This window comes from Pseudomonas corni (assembly GCF_057128765.1).
In genome coordinates this window covers 257,275-272,671 of sequence record NZ_JBSKHW010000002.1, presented here as the reverse complement: position 1 = coordinate 272,671, position 15,397 = coordinate 257,275, and the positions used below count along the sequence as shown (strand labels likewise).

Genomic DNA, 15,397 nt, shown 5'->3' with positions numbered 1-15,397 from the left:
TTTTTTACGCGCTCTTCGGTACAGGACAGACGGCATAAAAAAGGTAGTAGCAGATTGCTTTCTTTTACGCAGTAAATGGTAGAGTTTCGCGCTTCGGGGCTTATCCTGCGTCGAATTGTCACGTAATCAAATGTGCTGCCGATAAAACAACCGTTGCCACCGTGCATCAAGGTTGTGGGTGGACACATTGCCATTGCCTTGCGTGACACAACTAAAAAAATTGGGGGAATAACAATGAGTACAAGTACTGCGTTGGGCGGCTCTGTTGCTCAACCTGCGTTCTTGTCCAAAGAGCGCATTATCGCGAAAAGCGGCTTCAACCGCTGGCTGGTACCACCTGCAGCCCTCGCGATCCATCTGTGTATCGGCATGGCTTACGGTTTCTCGGTGTTCTGGCTGCCGCTGTCCAAAGCAGTTGGCATCAAGACAGCCGTTGCCTGTGCGCCGGACATGGGTTTCTTTGAGCAAGTCTTCTCTTCTACCTGTGACTGGCCGATCTCCATGCTCGGCTGGATCTACACCCTGTTCTTCATCTTCCTGGGTTGCTCGGCAGCCATTTGGGGCGGCTGGCTTGAACACGCAGGCCCGCGCAAGGCCGGTGTGGTTTCGGCGCTGTGCTGGTGTGGCGGTCTGCTGATTTCAGCCCTGGGCGTCTATACGCACCAGATCTGGCTGATGTGGATTGGTTCGGGCGTGATCGGTGGTATCGGTCTGGGCCTGGGCTACATTTCTCCGGTATCGACGCTGATCAAGTGGTTCCCGGACAAGCGCGGCATGGCGACTGGCATGGCGATCATGGGCTTTGGCGGCGGCGCGATGGTCGGTGCGCCTCTGGCGACCGCTCTGATGAGCCACTTCGCTACACCAGACAGCGTCGGCGTATGGCAGAGCTTCGTTGCCATGGCGGTGATCTATTTCATCTTCATGATCGGCGGCGCTTTGTCTTACCGTGTTCCGCCAACCGGCTGGAAGCCTGAAGGCTGGACCGCTCCGGTCAAGAAAGCCAACAACGCGATGATCACCAACCGCCACGTCCACGTGAACGTAGCGTGGAAAACCCCGCAATTCCGTCTGGTGTGGCTGGTGCTGTGCCTGAACGTTTCGGCCGGTATCGGCATCCTCGGTATGGCTTCGCCGCTGCTGCAGGAAGTGTTTGGCGGCAAACTGCTCGGCACTGATCAAGGTTTCACTCAGCTTGACGCTTCGCAACTGGCCGCCATCGCTGCCATCGCTGCGGGCTTCACCGGTCTGTTGAGCTTGTTCAACATCGGCGGGCGCTTCTTCTGGGCTTCGTTCTCGGATTACATCGGCCGTAAAGCCACGTACTTCGTGTTCTTCGCGTTGGGTTTCCTGCTTTACGCGTCGGTACCGACCTTGGGCCACATGGGCAGCGTTGCGCTGTTCGCTGCGGCCTTCTGCGTGGTGCTGTCGATGTACGGCGGCGGTTTTGCCACTGTTCCGGCTTACCTGGCTGACCTGTTCGGTACACAGATGGTCGGCGCGATCCACGGTCGCCTGTTAACCGCCTGGGCAGCAGCTGGCGTACTCGGTCCGGTATTGGTGAACTACCTGCGCGAATACCAGCTGAGCCACGGCGTTGCTCGTGCCGATGCTTACAACATCACGTTGTACATCCTGGCGGGTCTGCTGGTGCTGGGCTTCATCTGCAACCTGCTGGTGCGTCCGGTGGCCGACAAGTACTTCATGACCGACGCCGAGCTTAAAGCCGAGCAGTCCATTGGTCACGACGTAGGCGCCGATCACAGCACTTCGCTTGAGTGGAAAGCTGCGCCGAACACCAAGCCACTGGCGATCCTGGCCTGGCTGGCCGTGGGTATCCCGCTGGCGTGGGGCGTGTGGATCACTTTGCAGAAGACTGCGGTGCTGTTTCACTAAAACGCTGTGGGTGTCGGCCTGAGTCTTCAGACCGACACTGTGCTGCAGGAGCGCGCTTGCCCGCGATTACGGATTGTCAGGCGCCAGTGAGGTGTTTGACCCACCGCAATCGCGGGCAAGCGCGCTCCTACAGTCGTTTTACGTGGCGGGATATCTGCTTGTATGCACATGTCTAGCGCTGCCAGCCCGCATTCCCTCTGTCAGTCATGGCACGTCTCTTGTTTCTGTTTCCCCGTCGCACGCCCTATAATGCTCGCCTTTTTCGCCCAATGATTTTGCGGAGCTGGTGATGGCCGAACGTATGGCGTTCGTCGAGCGCGACACCCTGGAAACCCAGATTAAAGCCTCGATCAACCTGGATGGCACCGGAAAGGCCCGATTCGATATCGGCGTTCCTTTCCTTGAACACATGCTCGATCAGATCGCCCGTCACGGGTTGTTCGATCTGGATATCGAAAGCAAAGGCGACCTGCACATCGACGACCACCACACGGTGGAAGACGTTGGCATCACGCTGGGTCAGGCTTTCAGCAAAGCCATTGGCGACAAAAAAGGCATCCGTCGCTACGGTCACGCCTACGTCCCGCTGGACGAAGCCCTGTCTCGGGTAGTCATCGACTTCTCCGGTCGTCCTGGCTTGCAAATGCATGTTCCCTACACCCGCGCCACCGTTGGCGGCTTCGACGTCGATCTGTTCCAGGAGTTTTTCCAGGGCTTCGTCAATCACGCCAATGTCACGCTGCACATCGACAACCTGCGCGGCCACAACACCCATCACCAGATCGAAACCGTGTTCAAAGCCTTCGGCCGCGCGCTGCGCATGGCTGTTGAGCTTGATGAGCGCATGGCCGGTCAGATGCCGTCCACCAAGGGCGTGCTCTGATGCAGACGGTCGCGGTTATCGATTACGGCATGGGCAACTTGCACTCGGTGGCCAAGGCCCTGGAGCACGTGGGCGCTGGTCGTGTGCTGATCACCAGCGATGCCGATGTGATTCGCGAAGCCGACCGCGTGGTGTTCCCGGGCGTCGGTGCAATCCGCGATTGCATGGCCGAAATTCGTCGCTTGGGTTTCGACAAGCTGGTGCGCGAAGTCAGCCAGGATCGCCCGTTTCTCGGCATCTGCGTCGGTATGCAAGCGCTGATGGACCACAGTGAAGAGAGCGGTGGCGAAGACTGCATCGGCCTCTTTCCAGGCAAAGTCAGGTTCTTTGGCAAAGATCTGCACGAAGACGGCGAGCACCTGAAAGTCCCGCACATGGGCTGGAACGAAGTTGCCCAAGCGGTGGATCACCCGCTGTGGCACAGCATCCCGAATAAAGCGCGGTTTTACTTCGTACACAGCTATTACATCGAATCGCCCAACGCGCGGCAGATCGTCGGACGCGGCCACTATGGCCGTGACTTCGCCGCAGCACTGGCTGATGGCTCGCGCTTCGCCGTGCAATTCCACCCGGAGAAGAGCCATACCCATGGCCTGCAGTTGCTGCAGAACTTCGCCGCTTGGGACGGTCGTTGGTAATGAGCAAGAAGAACAAGCCGCCGATCCTGACCCTTACTCCCGAACAGGAGAGCGAGGCGTGTCACAAGATCAAGCGCTTCATGGAAGACCGCTTCGAACTGGACCTGGGTTCGTTCGAAGCGGGCGAAATCCTGGAATTGTTCACTCGCGAAATCGCCCCGCACTATTACAACCGTGCGATTTTCGATGTTCAGGCGCACCTCAAGGAGCGCTTCGAGAGCATCGAAAGTGATATTTGGGCGCTTGAGAAAAACTAGCAAAGCAGCTTCAAGCCATAAGCTTCAAGCTGCAAGAACTCAATACGCGTGCCCGCTTGCAGCTTTTAGCTCGCAGCTTGCAACTCTTTTGACGAAGGAAAAAGCATGCTCATCATTCCCGCTATCGACCTTAAAGACGGTGCCTGCGTGCGTCTGCGCCAGGGCCGTATGGAAGATTCCACGGTGTTTTCCGACGACCCGGTAGCCATGGCCGCCAAATGGGTTGAGGGCGGCTGCCGTCGTCTGCATCTGGTCGATCTGAACGGCGCGTTCGAAGGTCAGCCGGTCAATGGCGACGTGGTTACGGCCATCGCCAAGCGCTACCCGCAACTGCCGATCCAGATCGGCGGCGGCATTCGTTCGTTGGAAACCATCGAGCACTACATCAAGGCCGGTGTGAGCTACGTGATCATCGGCACCAAGGCGGTCAAGGAGCCTGAGTTCGTCGCTGAGGCCTGCCGCGCTTTCCCGGGCAAAGTGATCGTCGGGCTCGACGCCAAAGACGGTTTCGTCGCCACCGATGGCTGGGCTGAAGTGAGCTCGGTTCAGGTGATCGATCTGGCCAAGCGTTTTGAAGCGGACGGCGTTGCCGCCATTGTTTATACCGACATCGCCAAAGACGGCATGATGCAGGGCTGCAACATCCCGTTTACCGCGGCATTGGCGGCAGCGACGCGGATTCCGGTGATTGCATCCGGAGGTATCCACAACCTGGGCGACATCCAGGCGTTGCTCGACGCCAAAGCGCCGGGGATCATCGGCGCCATCACCGGCCGCGCGATCTACGAAGGCACGCTGGATGTGGCTGAAGCTCAGGCGCTTTGCGATCTGGCCCAAAGATGATGTTTTATTTGTAGGAGCGCGCTTGCCCGCGATTGCGGTGTGTCCGGAGCAGATGTGTCTCTGATACAGCGCAATCGCGGGCAAGCGCGCTCCTACAGGTTACGGTTTCGGAGATAACCCCATGGCCCTCGCCAAACGCATCATCCCTTGCCTGGACGTTGATAACGGCCGCGTGGTCAAGGGCGTCAAGTTCGAGAACATTCGTGATGCCGGCGATCCGGTGGAAATCGCCCGGCTGTACGACGAGCAGGGCGCTGACGAGATTACCTTTCTCGACATCACCGCCAGCGTCGATGGTCGCGACACCACGCTGCATACGGTCGAGCGCATGGCGAGCCAGGTTTTCATCCCGCTGACCGTTGGCGGCGGCGTGCGCACCGTGCAAGACATCCGCAACCTGCTCAATGCCGGCGCCGACAAGGTCTCGATCAATACCGCAGCAGTATTCAATCCCGAGTTCGTTGGTGAAGCTGCGGCGCGTTTTGGCTCGCAGTGCATCGTTGTCGCCATTGATGCGAAGAAGGTCTCGCTGCCGGGCGAAACCCCGCGCTGGGAGATCTTCACCCACGGCGGTCGCAAGCCAACAGGGCTCGACGCGGTGTTGTGGGCCAAGAAGATGGAAGACCTCGGCGCGGGCGAAATCCTCCTGACCAGCATGGACCAGGACGGTATGAAAAACGGCTTCGATCTGGGCGTTACTCGCGCGATCAGCGATGCATTGGGTATCCCGGTGATTGCCTCCGGCGGCGTCGGCAACCTTCAGCATCTGGCTGACGGCGTGCTGGAAGGCCACGCCAGTGCAGTGCTGGCGGCAAGTATTTTCCACTTCGGCGAATACACCGTGCCCGAGGCCAAGGCGTTCATGGCCAAACAGGGCATCGTCGTTCGATAACTGCGCAGATCCTGTGGGAGCGGACTCGTCCGCGAATAGGCCGGTGCAGCTGACATATCTCTGTCGACTGTACTTGAGCCTTCGCGGACGAGTCCGCTCCCACGGGTTTTCATCGTTAGCCCCACCCTTGTTAACCCCCATATAGACGCTTCAAGACACCTCTGTTCTGAAACCGACCTCCTGCGTCAGCGAACTGGACTTCATACAACGTTCGCGGCACTCTTCTGCCGTCGTCAGGAGGGGGTGCCAGGGATATGTTCAAAGGTGTTGTTCTAGCGCTGGTCAGCGTTTTGACTTTGGTGGTGGGTAGTGCCCGGGCTGGCGACGCGTCGCCTTACTCGATTGTCCTGCTGACCGAGAATTTCCCGCCGTACAACATGGCCACGGACGGGAAAAACTTCGCCCAGGAAAGCAACATCGAAGGCATCGCTGTCGAGATCGTCCGCCAGACCTTCAAGCGCGCCGGCGTCGGTTACAACATGACCCTGCGCTTTCCGTGGGATCGCATCTACAAACTCGCACTGGAAAAGCCCGGCTATGGCGTCTTCGTCACGGCGCGATTGCCTGAGCGCGAAAAGCTCTTCAAATGGGTCGGCCCGATTGGTCCGGACGACTGGGTCATGCTGGCGCGCAGCGACAGCCCGATCGAGCTGAAAACCCTGGAGCAAGCCAGGCAGTACAAGATTGGCGCCTACAAAGGCGATGCGATTGCCGAAGAGCTTGCGCGCCAAGGGCTGAACCCGATCACCGTATTGAGCGACAAAGACAACGCCAGGAAACTGGTCGACGGTCAGATCGACCTGTGGGCTACTGGCGATCCGGCAGGGCGTTATCTGGCGCGGCAGGAAGGCGTTTCAGGGTTGAAAACTGTGCTGCGCTTCAATCAGGCGGAGCTGTTTCTGGCACTGAACAAGGAAACGCCTGACGCTGTGGTCGCCAAGCTGCAAAAAGCCCTGGATGACATGCGCGCGGAAGGGCTGGTGGATAAGATTCTTGGTAGCTATCTGTAGTCTTCTGTAGGAGCGAACTTGTTCGCGAGACGGCGTGACTGTCACACCGCGTTGACCGGCTCGCCAACAAGTTGGCTCCTACAGGGCTGTCGCTACCGATACACCCCGTTCTTGCCATGCCCCGCCATCGCCTCATTTCCGCGCTCAGTCACCATGTGACGAATTTCGATCCACTCGATGCCCTGAGATTTGAGCTTGGGGAGTTCACGCTCCAGCACGTCCAGTGTCACGGGATAAGGATGACCGATCATCACGGCCGAGCCTTGCTTGTGCGCCAGTCTGATGGCCGTCTGCAGTTGCCCGGTGATTGCCTCTGCGGTGCGTTCATCGTCCAGAAACACATCCCGTGACACGCTCGCCAACCCGATCTTCTGAGCCTCGGCGGCGGCAACGGTTTTGGCGCTGGTTCGGCTGTCGACCAAAAACAGGTGCCTGCGCTGTAACTCGCCTACTAGCCAGGTCATCGCCACAGGTTCAGCGGTCATGCGGCTGCCCATGTGATTGTTGATGCCAGCGGCATACGGCACTTTTAACAGCGCAGCGTTCAGGCGTGATTCAAGTTCGGGCAGGGGAAGTTCTGGATGCCAGGCGTAGGGCCCGGTTGCCGGGTCCATCGGCATGTGCAGGATCACGGTCTTGCCGGCTTTGTGGGCCTGCCGAGCGAATTCGGTGGCATGCGGGGTATCGGGTATGATTGCCAGCGTGACAGGCCCAGGCAGTTTGAGCGCACGGGTGTCGCGCTCAGGGTTCTGTCCCAGGTCATCGATGATCAAACTGAGATAGGCGATTTTGGCGGATTTGCCAGGGGCATCAGCCGCGTTGACTGACGCCGCGTAAACGGCGCCAGTCAGGGCAGCAAGGGCGCAAATGAGCCCGGTCAACCAGACGCGCATATCAGTTGCCGCGCGTCACACTCAATCCTTTGAGCAAGCTGAGCGCCTGATTGAGCTGGTAGTCGTCGTCCTGCGGACGCGCTTTGCTCGCCTTGGCTTTGGTGGTCGGTTTGTCTGCGCCGCCGTTGCCGTTGCCCAAGTGGCCAAGCAGGTCGGCTTCCTTGTAGTTCTCGGCGTCGGTTTCGGCGGTCAGCTTGGCGCGACGCACTTCGATGTCCGGGTTGATGCCTTGCGCCTGAATCGAGCGACCGTTTGGCGTGTAGTAAAGCGCCGTAGTGATCTTCAGCGCCCGGTCATTGTTCAGCGGCAGGACAGTTTGTACCGAGCCTTTGCCGAACGTGTCCGTGCCCATCAGGATGCCGCGCTTCTGGTCTTGCAGCGCCCCGGCAACGATTTCAGACGCCGAAGCGGAGCCACCGTTGATCAGCACCACCAATGGCACGCCTTCGCTGGCGTCGGCAGGGTCAGCCGAGAAGCGCAGCTCGGAGTTGGCAATACGGCCCTTGGTGTAGACGATCAGACCCTTGGTCAGGAAATGGTCGGCCACTTCGACGGCTGCTTGCAGCACGCCACCCGGGTTGTTGCGCAGGTCCAAAATCAGCCCGCTCATTTTCTTGCCGTTGTCTTTACGCAGCTTGGCCAGCGCTTTGCCTACTTCTTCGCCAGTCTTGACCTGGAACTGCGTGATGCGGATGTAGCCGTAGCCGTTCTCCAGCATCTGCGCTTTCACGCTTTTGACCTGAATGGTCGCACGCGCCAGGGTCACGTCAAACGGCGTGCCGCCATCGCGCACCAGGGTCAGCGTGATCTTTTCACCCAGCTTGCCGCGCATCTTGTCGACCGCTTCCTGCATGGTCTGACCTTGCGTCGGCGCACCGTTGATCTTGACGATCAGGTCACCCGCTTCAATGCCAGCCTTGGTCGCCGGGGTGTCGTCGATAGGCGAGACGACTTTGATAAAGCCATCCTCAACCCCGACCTCGATACCCAGCCCGCCGAACTCACCGCTGGTGCTTTCCTGCAGCTCCTGGAAATCTTCCGGGCCCAGGTAGGCTGAGTGCGGATCGAGGTTGCTGAGCATGCCTTTGATGGCGTTTTCCAGCAGCGTCTTGTCATCCACCGGTTCTACGTAAGCGGCTTTGATCCTGTCCATAACCTCGGCAAAGGTGCGCAGCTCGTCGAGCGGCAGCGGCGCTTTGGCGTTGGGCGCAGTGGCGGCAGTCGAGGCGGCGGGAGTCGCTGCTGGAGCGGCACCCGCAGCATGGGCCAGAGGCGCGCCGATAACCACGGCGATAGTCAGGGCCAGCGAGGTGAGGCGGGACGAAAACAGCATGTCTTACGAACTCCTGAATGAGGCGTCGACTTATCCTTGAGTGCGACACCATTGGGCCGGATCACTAGGGCGACCCTGCTGACGAATAGCGAAATACAACGCCGGAGTGTCTTGACCGCCACCGCTGTTACCTACGGTAGAGATCGCTTCCCCGGCTTTTACAACGTCCCCAGCCTCTTTCAACAGACTCTGGTTGTGACCGTACAGACTCAAATAGCCGTTTCCATGATCGAGAATGACCAGAAGCCCTGCGCCACGCAACCAGTCGGCGAACACCACACGACCACCGTGCACGGCGTGTACCTGGCTGCCAGCGGAAGCGCTGATCATCACGCCATCCCACTTGGTTCGCTCGTCGTCGCCGCGTGTTTCACCGAAACGCGCCAACAATCGACCATCGACAGGCCAAGGAAGTTTTCCCTTTGCCTGATCAAAAGCGCCGCCATACGACTGACCGGCACTGGAAACCATCGCGCCGGGCGCTTTCACCGGTCGGCGAGGGGGTTCATCGCTGTCATCTTTCTTGCTCCGGCTGGCGGCAAGCGCCTCTTGCTCACGCTGGCGCTTCTCGGCTTCTTGCTGGGCAATCAGCGCTTTCTGACGTGCTTCTTCAGCTTCTCTGGCCTGACGAGCCAGGGTTTCTTCAATGGTTTTCAGCACTTTCGCAAGGTCAGCTTGGTCCTGCTGACGCGATTGCAGTTTCTGATCGCGAGCCTTGTAGTCCTGATTCAGCTTGGCCAGAGCGGCCTGGCGCTCTTTGCGCACATCGTCGAGCTTGGCTTTCTGATCATCCAGCGAGCTTTTCTGCACCAGCAATTGCGCTTGCTGCAAATCGATGTCTTTTTCCACCCCGGCCAGTTGGCGCAGGGTTTCGTTGAAACTGCGTAACTGCTCCAGGCGCGCCTGGCTCAGGTAATCGTAATAGGTCAGGGTGCGGGCAAATTTTTCCGGGTTCTGCTGATTAAGCAGCAGTTTCAGGTATTCCTGGCGGCCGCTCTGATAGGCGGCGCGTGCCTGCATGGCAATCAATCGTTGCTGTTCAACGCGAGCGGTCTGGAGTTTTTTTTTCTCCTGGTCGAGCCGTTGCAGCTCGCTTTCACTCTTTTTTAGTTCCTTTTGCAGGACCTCGACCTGCTTTTCCAGCTTGCCCATTTCGGTTTCAGTGGTGCGCAGATCTTTCTGTACGCCGGATTTTTCTTCCTGCAACTGCCCGAGCACCTTCTTCAGCTCGGTGATGTCCTGACGCGTGGCATCCAGTTGTTTCTGTGTCTGTGCGCGATCATCGTCGGCGAACGCCGGGTTGAGCAAACACATCAAAGCAAGGGCGATCAGGGCGCGAAGCATGGGGGCGGGCGATACCAAGGAGTGAAGACGGGCCTAGTATGCCCGCCGGACGCTGCAAAAAAAACGCTCAGAGGGCGCGGCTTACAGACATTTCATACAAAAAACCGGCCTGTCATCCGATGACAGACCGGTTATAGGCCGGTTTAGAGCGAGTTAGTTCGCAACCAGGATGGAATGGCCGGTCATCTCTTGCGGCACTTCCATGCCCAGCAACTGCAACATGGTCGGCGCAACGTCAGCCAGAACGCCGCCTTCACGGACTTTCAGGTCCCGCTTGCCGACATAGATGAATGGCACAGGCTCAGTGGTGTGCGCGGTGTGCGGCTGGTGGGTTTGCTCATCAGTCATCTGCTCGACGTTGCCGTGGTCAGCGGTGATCAGCGCTTCGCCGCCAACCTTTTCCAGCGCTTCGGTAATACGCCCCACGCACACATCCAGGCATTCAACCGCTTTGATGGCCGCTTCCATGATGCCGCTGTGGCCGACCATGTCGCCGTTGGCGTAGTTGACCACGATCACGTCGAAACGCTGGTTTTCAATGGCGTCGACGATTTTGTCGGTGACTTCCGGCGCGCTCATTTCTGGCTGTAGGTCGTAAGTCGCGACTTTAGGTGAGGGGATCAGGATGCGTTCTTCACCGGGGAACGGTTCTTCGCGACCGCCCGAGAAGAAGAACGTGACGTGCGCGTACTTCTCGGTTTCGGCGATGCGCAACTGGGTCTTGCCGTTATTCGACAGATACTCGCCCAGCACGTTGTGCAGGCCCGCTTTGGTGAACGCGGCCGGGGCGTGGATGCTGGCCGCGTACTGGGTCAGGGTCACGAAGCCGGCCAGTTTTGGCTGACGGGCGCGAGCGAAGTCGTGGAAATCATCTTCAACGAAGACGCGGCTCAACTCACGGGCGCGGTCGGCGCGGAAGTTCATAAAGACCACCGCATCGCCGTCTTCGACCTTCACTTGCTCGCCAATACGCGTGGCTTTGACGAATTCGTCGTTCTCGCCGCGCTCGTAAGCGGCATCAAGCCCGGCCTTGGCGGTGGCTGCCTGGAATTCAGAGGTGCCGTCGACGATCAAGTTGTAGGAGGATTCGACACGGTCCCAGCGGTTGTCGCGGTCCATGGCGAAATAGCGGCCAATGATGGTGGCGGTTCGGCCTTTGCCTAAGCGCGCATAGGCGGCTTCCATGGTCTGAAGGTATTTGTGCGCGCTACGCGGGGGGGTGTCGCGGCCATCGAGGAACGCGTGCAGGTAGATCTTCTCGGCGCCACGCTTGGCTGCCAGTTCAACCATCGCTACCAGATGATCTTCATGGCTGTGTACGCCGCCATCCGACAGCAGGCCGAGAATATGCACGGCTTTGCCAGCGCCTACTGCGGCATCAACTGCTTTGCAGATAGCCGGGTTTTCGAAGAACTCGCCATCGCGGATCGCTTTGGTCACGCGGGTGAAGTCTTGATACACCACTCGCCCGGCGCCGAGGTTCATATGACCGACTTCGGAGTTGCCCATCTGACCGTCCGGCAGGCCGACATCCATGCCTGAGCCGGAGATCAGGCCGTTCGGCATGGTTTTGTACAAACGGTCAAAAACAGGCATTTTTGCGGAGTAGACGGCGTTGCCTTCGTGGCTGTCGCTGTGTCCGAAGCCGTCCAGGATGATCAGGACCAAAGGTTTAGGCGTGGTTGTCATAGATCCCTCGTCTGCCGCTGATGTAAAAATCACGCGCTGATTTCACATCACCGGCATGGCTTAAAGAAGAAGTAGAAAAAAGATCGACAGTTTAAGTTGAAGTTCAAACGGCGTCACTGCCGTACGGGCTTTGGCCGACCTTGGGGGCTGTGTATACTGGCCGACATTTTAACGCCCTGGAACCTAATGATGGTCGCTCACCTGATCCAATTTGCCACCGAACACTATTTATTGGTTGGCGCGTTCGTCATTTTGCTGGCTCTGCTGATTGCGTATGAGCTCAGCAAAGGCGGCCGTAGCCTGAGCACTGGCGAGCTGACCGCCCTGGTCAACCGCGACGAAGGCGTTGTGATCGACGTGCGCCCCAAGAAGGACTTCACCGCGGGCCACATCGTTGGCGCGCTGAGCTTCCCCCAGGACAAGGTGATTTCTCGCGTTTCCGAGCTTGAGAAGTACAAGGAAAAAACCTTGATCATCGTTGACGCCGCCGGTCAGCACGCTGGCGCCACCGCCCGCGAACTGCTCAAGACCGGTTTCAAGGCAGCCAAGCTGTCTGGCGGTATCTCTTCCTGGCGCGCAGATAACCTGCCATTGGTGAAATAAATGCCTGAAGTCATCGTTTACTCCAGCGACTATTGCCCGTACTGCTCGCGCGCCAAGCAATTGCTCAACAGCAAAAAGGTGGCGTTCGAAGAAATCGTCGTCGACGGCAAGCCGCAACTGCGTTCAGAGATGATCAAAAAGGCCGGACGCACCTCCGTTCCGCAGATCTGGATCGGTTCGGTTCATGTCGGTGGATGCGATGAGCTTTATGCCCTGGAGCGCGCCGGCAAACTGGATGCGCTGCTGGCCGCCTGAATTCAACCCTACAAGACCTTAAAGTAAGAAGGATTTGAGATGACTGACCAACCCAACGCCGGCGCCGTTTCCAACGAAGAAGGCCCACAGTTCTCCTTGCAGCGTATCTATGTGCGCGACTTGTCCTTCGAAGCGCCGAAAAGCCCGGCGATTTTCCGCCAGGAATGGACGCCAAACGTCAGCCTGGACCTGAACACCCGTCAAAAGCAGCTGGAAAATGACTTTTACGAAGTCGTGCTGACCCTGTCGGTTGAAGTGAAGAATGGCGAAGAAATCGCCTTCATCGCCGAAGTGCAGCAGGCTGGCATCTTCCTGATCAAAGGTCTTGATCAGGCGTCGATGAGTCACACCCTCGGCGCGTTCTGCCCGAACATTCTGTTCCCTTACGCTCGCGAAACCATCGACAGCCTGGTTGTGCGCGGCTCGTTCCCTGCGCTGATGCTGGCCCCGGTGAACTTCGATGCCCTGTATGCGCAAGAACTGCAGCGCATGCAGGAAGCTGGCGAAACGCCAACGCCGACTGTTCAGTAAGCGTTTGCTGCTGGCATGAAAAAGCGCCCTGTGTGGGCGCTTTTTTGTGGGTGGTGTAGGAGCGCGCTTGCCCGCGATAACGTCGGCACATCCAACCTCGATGGTGTCTGACACGACGCTATCGCGGGCAAGCGCGCTCCTACAGCGAGTGGGGATAGATCATTTAAACCCCAACTGCCGCCATCCTTCGTACACTGCGACGGCCACGGTATTGGACAGGTTCAAACTGCGGCAACCTTCGCGCATCGGCAGTCGCAAGCGCTGATCGCTGGACAGCGAGTCCAGCACATCGGACGGCAAACCCCGGCTTTCAGGGCCGAAGAGAAACGCATCACCCTCGGCGAACTGCGCATCGTGGAAGACCCGCGAGCCCTTTGTGGTAAAAGCAAACAGGCGCGGATGGCCGACGCTTTCCAGGCAACTGGCAAGGTCGGCGTGGCGATGCAGCGTGGCGTATTCGTGGTAGTCGAGCCCGGCGCGACGCAGGCGCTTGTCGTCCAGCTCGAAACCCAGCGGCTCGATCAAGTGCAGGTTACAGCCGCTGTTGGCGCAAAGCCTGATGATGTTGCCGGTATTCGGCGGAATTTCTGGTTGAAAAAGGATCACGTGAAACATGCACGGCTCCGAACGAAAGGACGGGATGCATTCTACCCCTGAAGAGGACCCGAGACCGAAGCTCTGGCCGAAGGTTTTAGGGTCGATTGCCATCGTCGGCTTTATGGTCGGGCTGATGATCGGCCGCATTACCACGCCCGATCCCACCCAATTGCAGCAGGTCGAGTCAATCCCTAATGGTTTGGCGCTGTGGTTCAACCATGAGCCGCAGCTGCATGGCGAGCATATCGATGGCGCAATCGCTTTGCTGTTTAACGCCAAAGGGGAGCCGCAGCGGGGCGAGTTCAAATTTGAAGGGCGTGATGTGCGATGGAGGGTGCAGCGAAGTGACAAGGGGTTGTTGCTGAACCTGCTGGCGGCCCGTCCGTTGCACGGTGACTGGCACGGTGCAACTCAGGACGGGCGCTGGAGACTGGAGGTCAGTCTCCGAGAGGAATAAAAGAGGGGAATCCCCGGCCTGCCTGTACCAAGGTCCCCAAAACTGGAATTACTTTATGTATTGCAGGGCGCGTGCCAGTTTTAGGAAATCGCTTTAGCCAATTGAGGAAATACCTCTGAATCCCCTTATCCGGTGCGGTTCAGACGTCGTCACATGCGCGAATCACTTTCGCTTGTGTCCGAAATCTTTTCGGATTTGGCTAATTTCTGATCGGTTTTGCACGCTATTCGCGCACTTTGGCGGGTCAAGTGACCAAAGTGATGCACTGTCGGGACTCAACGCCGTTCTTCTGTAGGAGCCAACTCTTTGGCGAGCAAACCTTGTGGTGTCAGTCGGACCGCTTCGCGAACAGGTTCGCTCCTACAGAGTTTGCGTCAGCCCGGATCGCTCCGACGGGTTTTACGATCGCCAGCCATTCAAAACGGTACATCCCCGAGAATCGTCGCCCGGTGCATTACGCGCCGCTGCGGGCGGTAGTCGTCCACGGCGTAGTGCTGGGTCACGCGGTTATCCCAGAAGGCCACGTCGTTTTCCTGCCAACGCCAACGGATGGTGAATTCCGGGCGGGTGGCGTGGGCGAACAGCATTTTCAGAATCGCCTCGCTTTCCGCAGGCTCCAGCTCATTGATGCGTGTGGTAAAACCTTCGTTGACGAACAGCGCCTTGCGTCCGCTCACCGGATGGGTGCGCACTACAGGGTGCGACAACGGCGGGTTCTTGCGGCGGGTTTCTTCCCAACGCAAAAGATCCTCAGCGGTATTGCCGAAGCGCTCCAGCGGAAACGAACGTGTGAAGTCATGGGTGGCGGTCAGCCCGTCCAGCAACGCTTGCATCGGCGCCGATAACGCTTCGAATGCCGCGATGCCACTGGCCCACAACGTGTCGCCGCCATAGGCTGGCAACTGCTTGGCGCTCAGTACCGCGCCGAGGGCGGGGGTGGGCAGAAACGTCACATCGGTGTGCCAGATCGCGTTATCGCGCACGTCGGTCACCGCCGTATCGAGGATCAACACCTCAGGTTGCTCCGGCACGTTCGGGTAAATCGGATGAATATGCAGATCACCAAAGCCCGCAGCGAACCGCGCTTGCTGCTGCGGTGTGATCGGCTGGTCGCGGAAGAACAGCACTTGATGGGTGAGCAATGCCTGCTCGATGGTATCGCGGTCTTCAACCCTCAGCGTCTGACTGATGTCGACGCCGCTGATCTGGGCACCCAAAGCAGAACTGAGTGGGGTGATACGAAGGCTCATGGTGAATCTCGTCTCTCAAGCGCCGA

At 58.6% G+C, this 15,397-nt stretch carries 17 protein-coding genes; 11 read left to right on the top strand and 6 right to left on the bottom strand.

The window, feature by feature from the left end:
• The first annotated feature begins 234 nt into the window (after nt 1-234).
• The 7 genes from ACWKV9_RS04830 to ACWKV9_RS04800 all read left to right on the top strand — a co-directional run bounded on the left by ACWKV9_RS04830 (nt 235) and on the right by ACWKV9_RS04800 (nt 6,419).
• Nucleotides 235-1,896, top strand: a complete 1,662-nt coding sequence (locus tag ACWKV9_RS04830; RefSeq protein ID WP_483834952.1) for an OFA family MFS transporter — start codon at nt 235-237, stop codon at nt 1,894-1,896.
• Nucleotides 1,897-2,185: 289 nt separating this feature from the next.
• Nucleotides 2,186-2,779 carry an imidazoleglycerol-phosphate dehydratase HisB gene (gene hisB, locus ACWKV9_RS04825; RefSeq protein ID WP_483834951.1) on the top strand — a complete coding sequence of 198 codons (594 nt, stop codon included), beginning with the start codon at nt 2,186-2,188 and terminating at the stop codon, nt 2,777-2,779.
• Nucleotides 2,779-3,417: an imidazole glycerol phosphate synthase subunit HisH gene (gene hisH, locus ACWKV9_RS04820; RefSeq protein WP_483834950.1), complete on the top strand. Its 639-nt coding sequence runs from the start codon at nt 2,779-2,781 to the stop codon at nt 3,415-3,417. The genes hisB and hisH overlap by 1 nt, the downstream gene beginning before the upstream one ends.
• Nucleotides 3,417-3,674, top strand: a complete 258-nt coding sequence (locus ACWKV9_RS04815; RefSeq protein ID WP_483834949.1) for a DUF2164 domain-containing protein — start codon at nt 3,417-3,419, stop codon at nt 3,672-3,674. The genes hisH and ACWKV9_RS04815 overlap by 1 nt, the downstream gene beginning before the upstream one ends.
• 105 nt (nt 3,675-3,779) lie before the next feature.
• Nucleotides 3,780-4,517 (top strand): 1-(5-phosphoribosyl)-5-[(5-phosphoribosylamino)methylideneamino]imidazole-4-carboxamide isomerase, encoded by a 738-nt coding sequence (hisA, locus tag ACWKV9_RS04810; RefSeq protein ID WP_483834948.1) that lies wholly within the window; start codon nt 3,780-3,782, stop codon nt 4,515-4,517.
• A 121-nt stretch (nt 4,518-4,638) separates the two neighbouring features.
• Nucleotides 4,639-5,409 carry an imidazole glycerol phosphate synthase subunit HisF gene (hisF, locus tag ACWKV9_RS04805; protein ID WP_483834947.1) on the top strand — a complete coding sequence of 257 codons (771 nt, stop codon included), beginning with the start codon at nt 4,639-4,641 and terminating at the stop codon, nt 5,407-5,409.
• A 254-nt stretch (nt 5,410-5,663) separates the two neighbouring features.
• Entirely contained in the window at nt 5,664-6,419 is a 756-nt protein-coding gene (locus ACWKV9_RS04800; protein ID WP_483834946.1) for a substrate-binding periplasmic protein, read from the top strand.
• 92 nt (nt 6,420-6,511) lie between these two features.
• Here ACWKV9_RS04800 and ACWKV9_RS04795 read toward each other — a convergent pair whose 3' ends face one another.
• The 4 genes from ACWKV9_RS04795 to gpmI form a co-directional block, all read right to left on the bottom strand.
• Nucleotides 6,512-7,312 carry a divergent polysaccharide deacetylase family protein gene (locus tag ACWKV9_RS04795; protein WP_483834945.1) on the bottom strand — a complete coding sequence of 267 codons (801 nt, stop codon included), beginning with the start codon at nt 7,310-7,312 and terminating at the stop codon, nt 6,512-6,514.
• Nucleotide 7,313: 1 nt separating this feature from the next.
• Nucleotides 7,314-8,645 carry a S41 family peptidase gene (locus ACWKV9_RS04790; RefSeq protein ID WP_483834944.1) on the bottom strand — a complete coding sequence of 444 codons (1,332 nt, stop codon included), beginning with the start codon at nt 8,643-8,645 and terminating at the stop codon, nt 7,314-7,316.
• A gap of 30 nt (nt 8,646-8,675) precedes the next feature.
• Nucleotides 8,676-9,989, bottom strand: a complete 1,314-nt coding sequence (locus ACWKV9_RS04785; protein ID WP_483834943.1) for a murein hydrolase activator EnvC family protein — start codon at nt 9,987-9,989, stop codon at nt 8,676-8,678.
• A gap of 153 nt (nt 9,990-10,142) precedes the next feature.
• Nucleotides 10,143-11,678: a 2,3-bisphosphoglycerate-independent phosphoglycerate mutase gene (gpmI, locus tag ACWKV9_RS04780; RefSeq protein ID WP_483834942.1), complete on the bottom strand. Its 1,536-nt coding sequence runs from the start codon at nt 11,676-11,678 to the stop codon at nt 10,143-10,145.
• Between the two features lie 189 nt (nt 11,679-11,867).
• Between gpmI and ACWKV9_RS04775 the strand changes: the two genes are divergently transcribed.
• Genes ACWKV9_RS04775 through secB form a run of 3 tightly spaced genes read left to right on the top strand, consistent with a single transcriptional unit; the run spans nt 11,868 to nt 13,067 of the window.
• A complete protein-coding gene (locus ACWKV9_RS04775) occupies nt 11,868-12,281 on the top strand; it encodes a rhodanese-like domain-containing protein (RefSeq protein ID WP_483835386.1) in 414 nt (137 codons plus the stop codon).
• Nucleotides 12,282-12,536, top strand: a complete 255-nt coding sequence (grxC, locus tag ACWKV9_RS04770; RefSeq protein WP_483834941.1) for a glutaredoxin 3 — start codon at nt 12,282-12,284, stop codon at nt 12,534-12,536.
• A 39-nt stretch (nt 12,537-12,575) separates the two neighbouring features.
• Nucleotides 12,576-13,067 (top strand): protein-export chaperone SecB, encoded by a 492-nt coding sequence (secB, locus tag ACWKV9_RS04765; protein WP_483834940.1) that lies wholly within the window; start codon nt 12,576-12,578, stop codon nt 13,065-13,067.
• Between the two features lie 159 nt (nt 13,068-13,226).
• Here secB and trmL read toward each other — a convergent pair whose 3' ends face one another.
• Nucleotides 13,227-13,682, bottom strand: a complete 456-nt coding sequence (gene trmL, locus ACWKV9_RS04760; RefSeq protein WP_483834939.1) for a tRNA (uridine(34)/cytosine(34)/5-carboxymethylaminomethyluridine(34)-2'-O)-methyltransferase TrmL — start codon at nt 13,680-13,682, stop codon at nt 13,227-13,229.
• Between trmL and ACWKV9_RS04755 the strand changes: the two genes are divergently transcribed.
• Nucleotides 13,681-14,121, top strand: coding sequence for a hypothetical protein (locus ACWKV9_RS04755; RefSeq protein ID WP_483834938.1), 441 nt, complete (start codon nt 13,681-13,683; stop codon nt 14,119-14,121). The two genes, trmL and ACWKV9_RS04755, sit on opposite strands and share 2 nt — an antisense overlap.
• Before the next feature lie 416 nt (nt 14,122-14,537).
• Here the strand turns inward: ACWKV9_RS04755 and tauD are convergent, their stop codons facing one another.
• Entirely contained in the window at nt 14,538-15,371 is an 834-nt protein-coding gene (gene tauD, locus ACWKV9_RS04750) for a taurine dioxygenase (RefSeq protein WP_483834937.1), read from the bottom strand.
• Between the last annotated feature and the right edge of the window lie 26 nt (nt 15,372-15,397).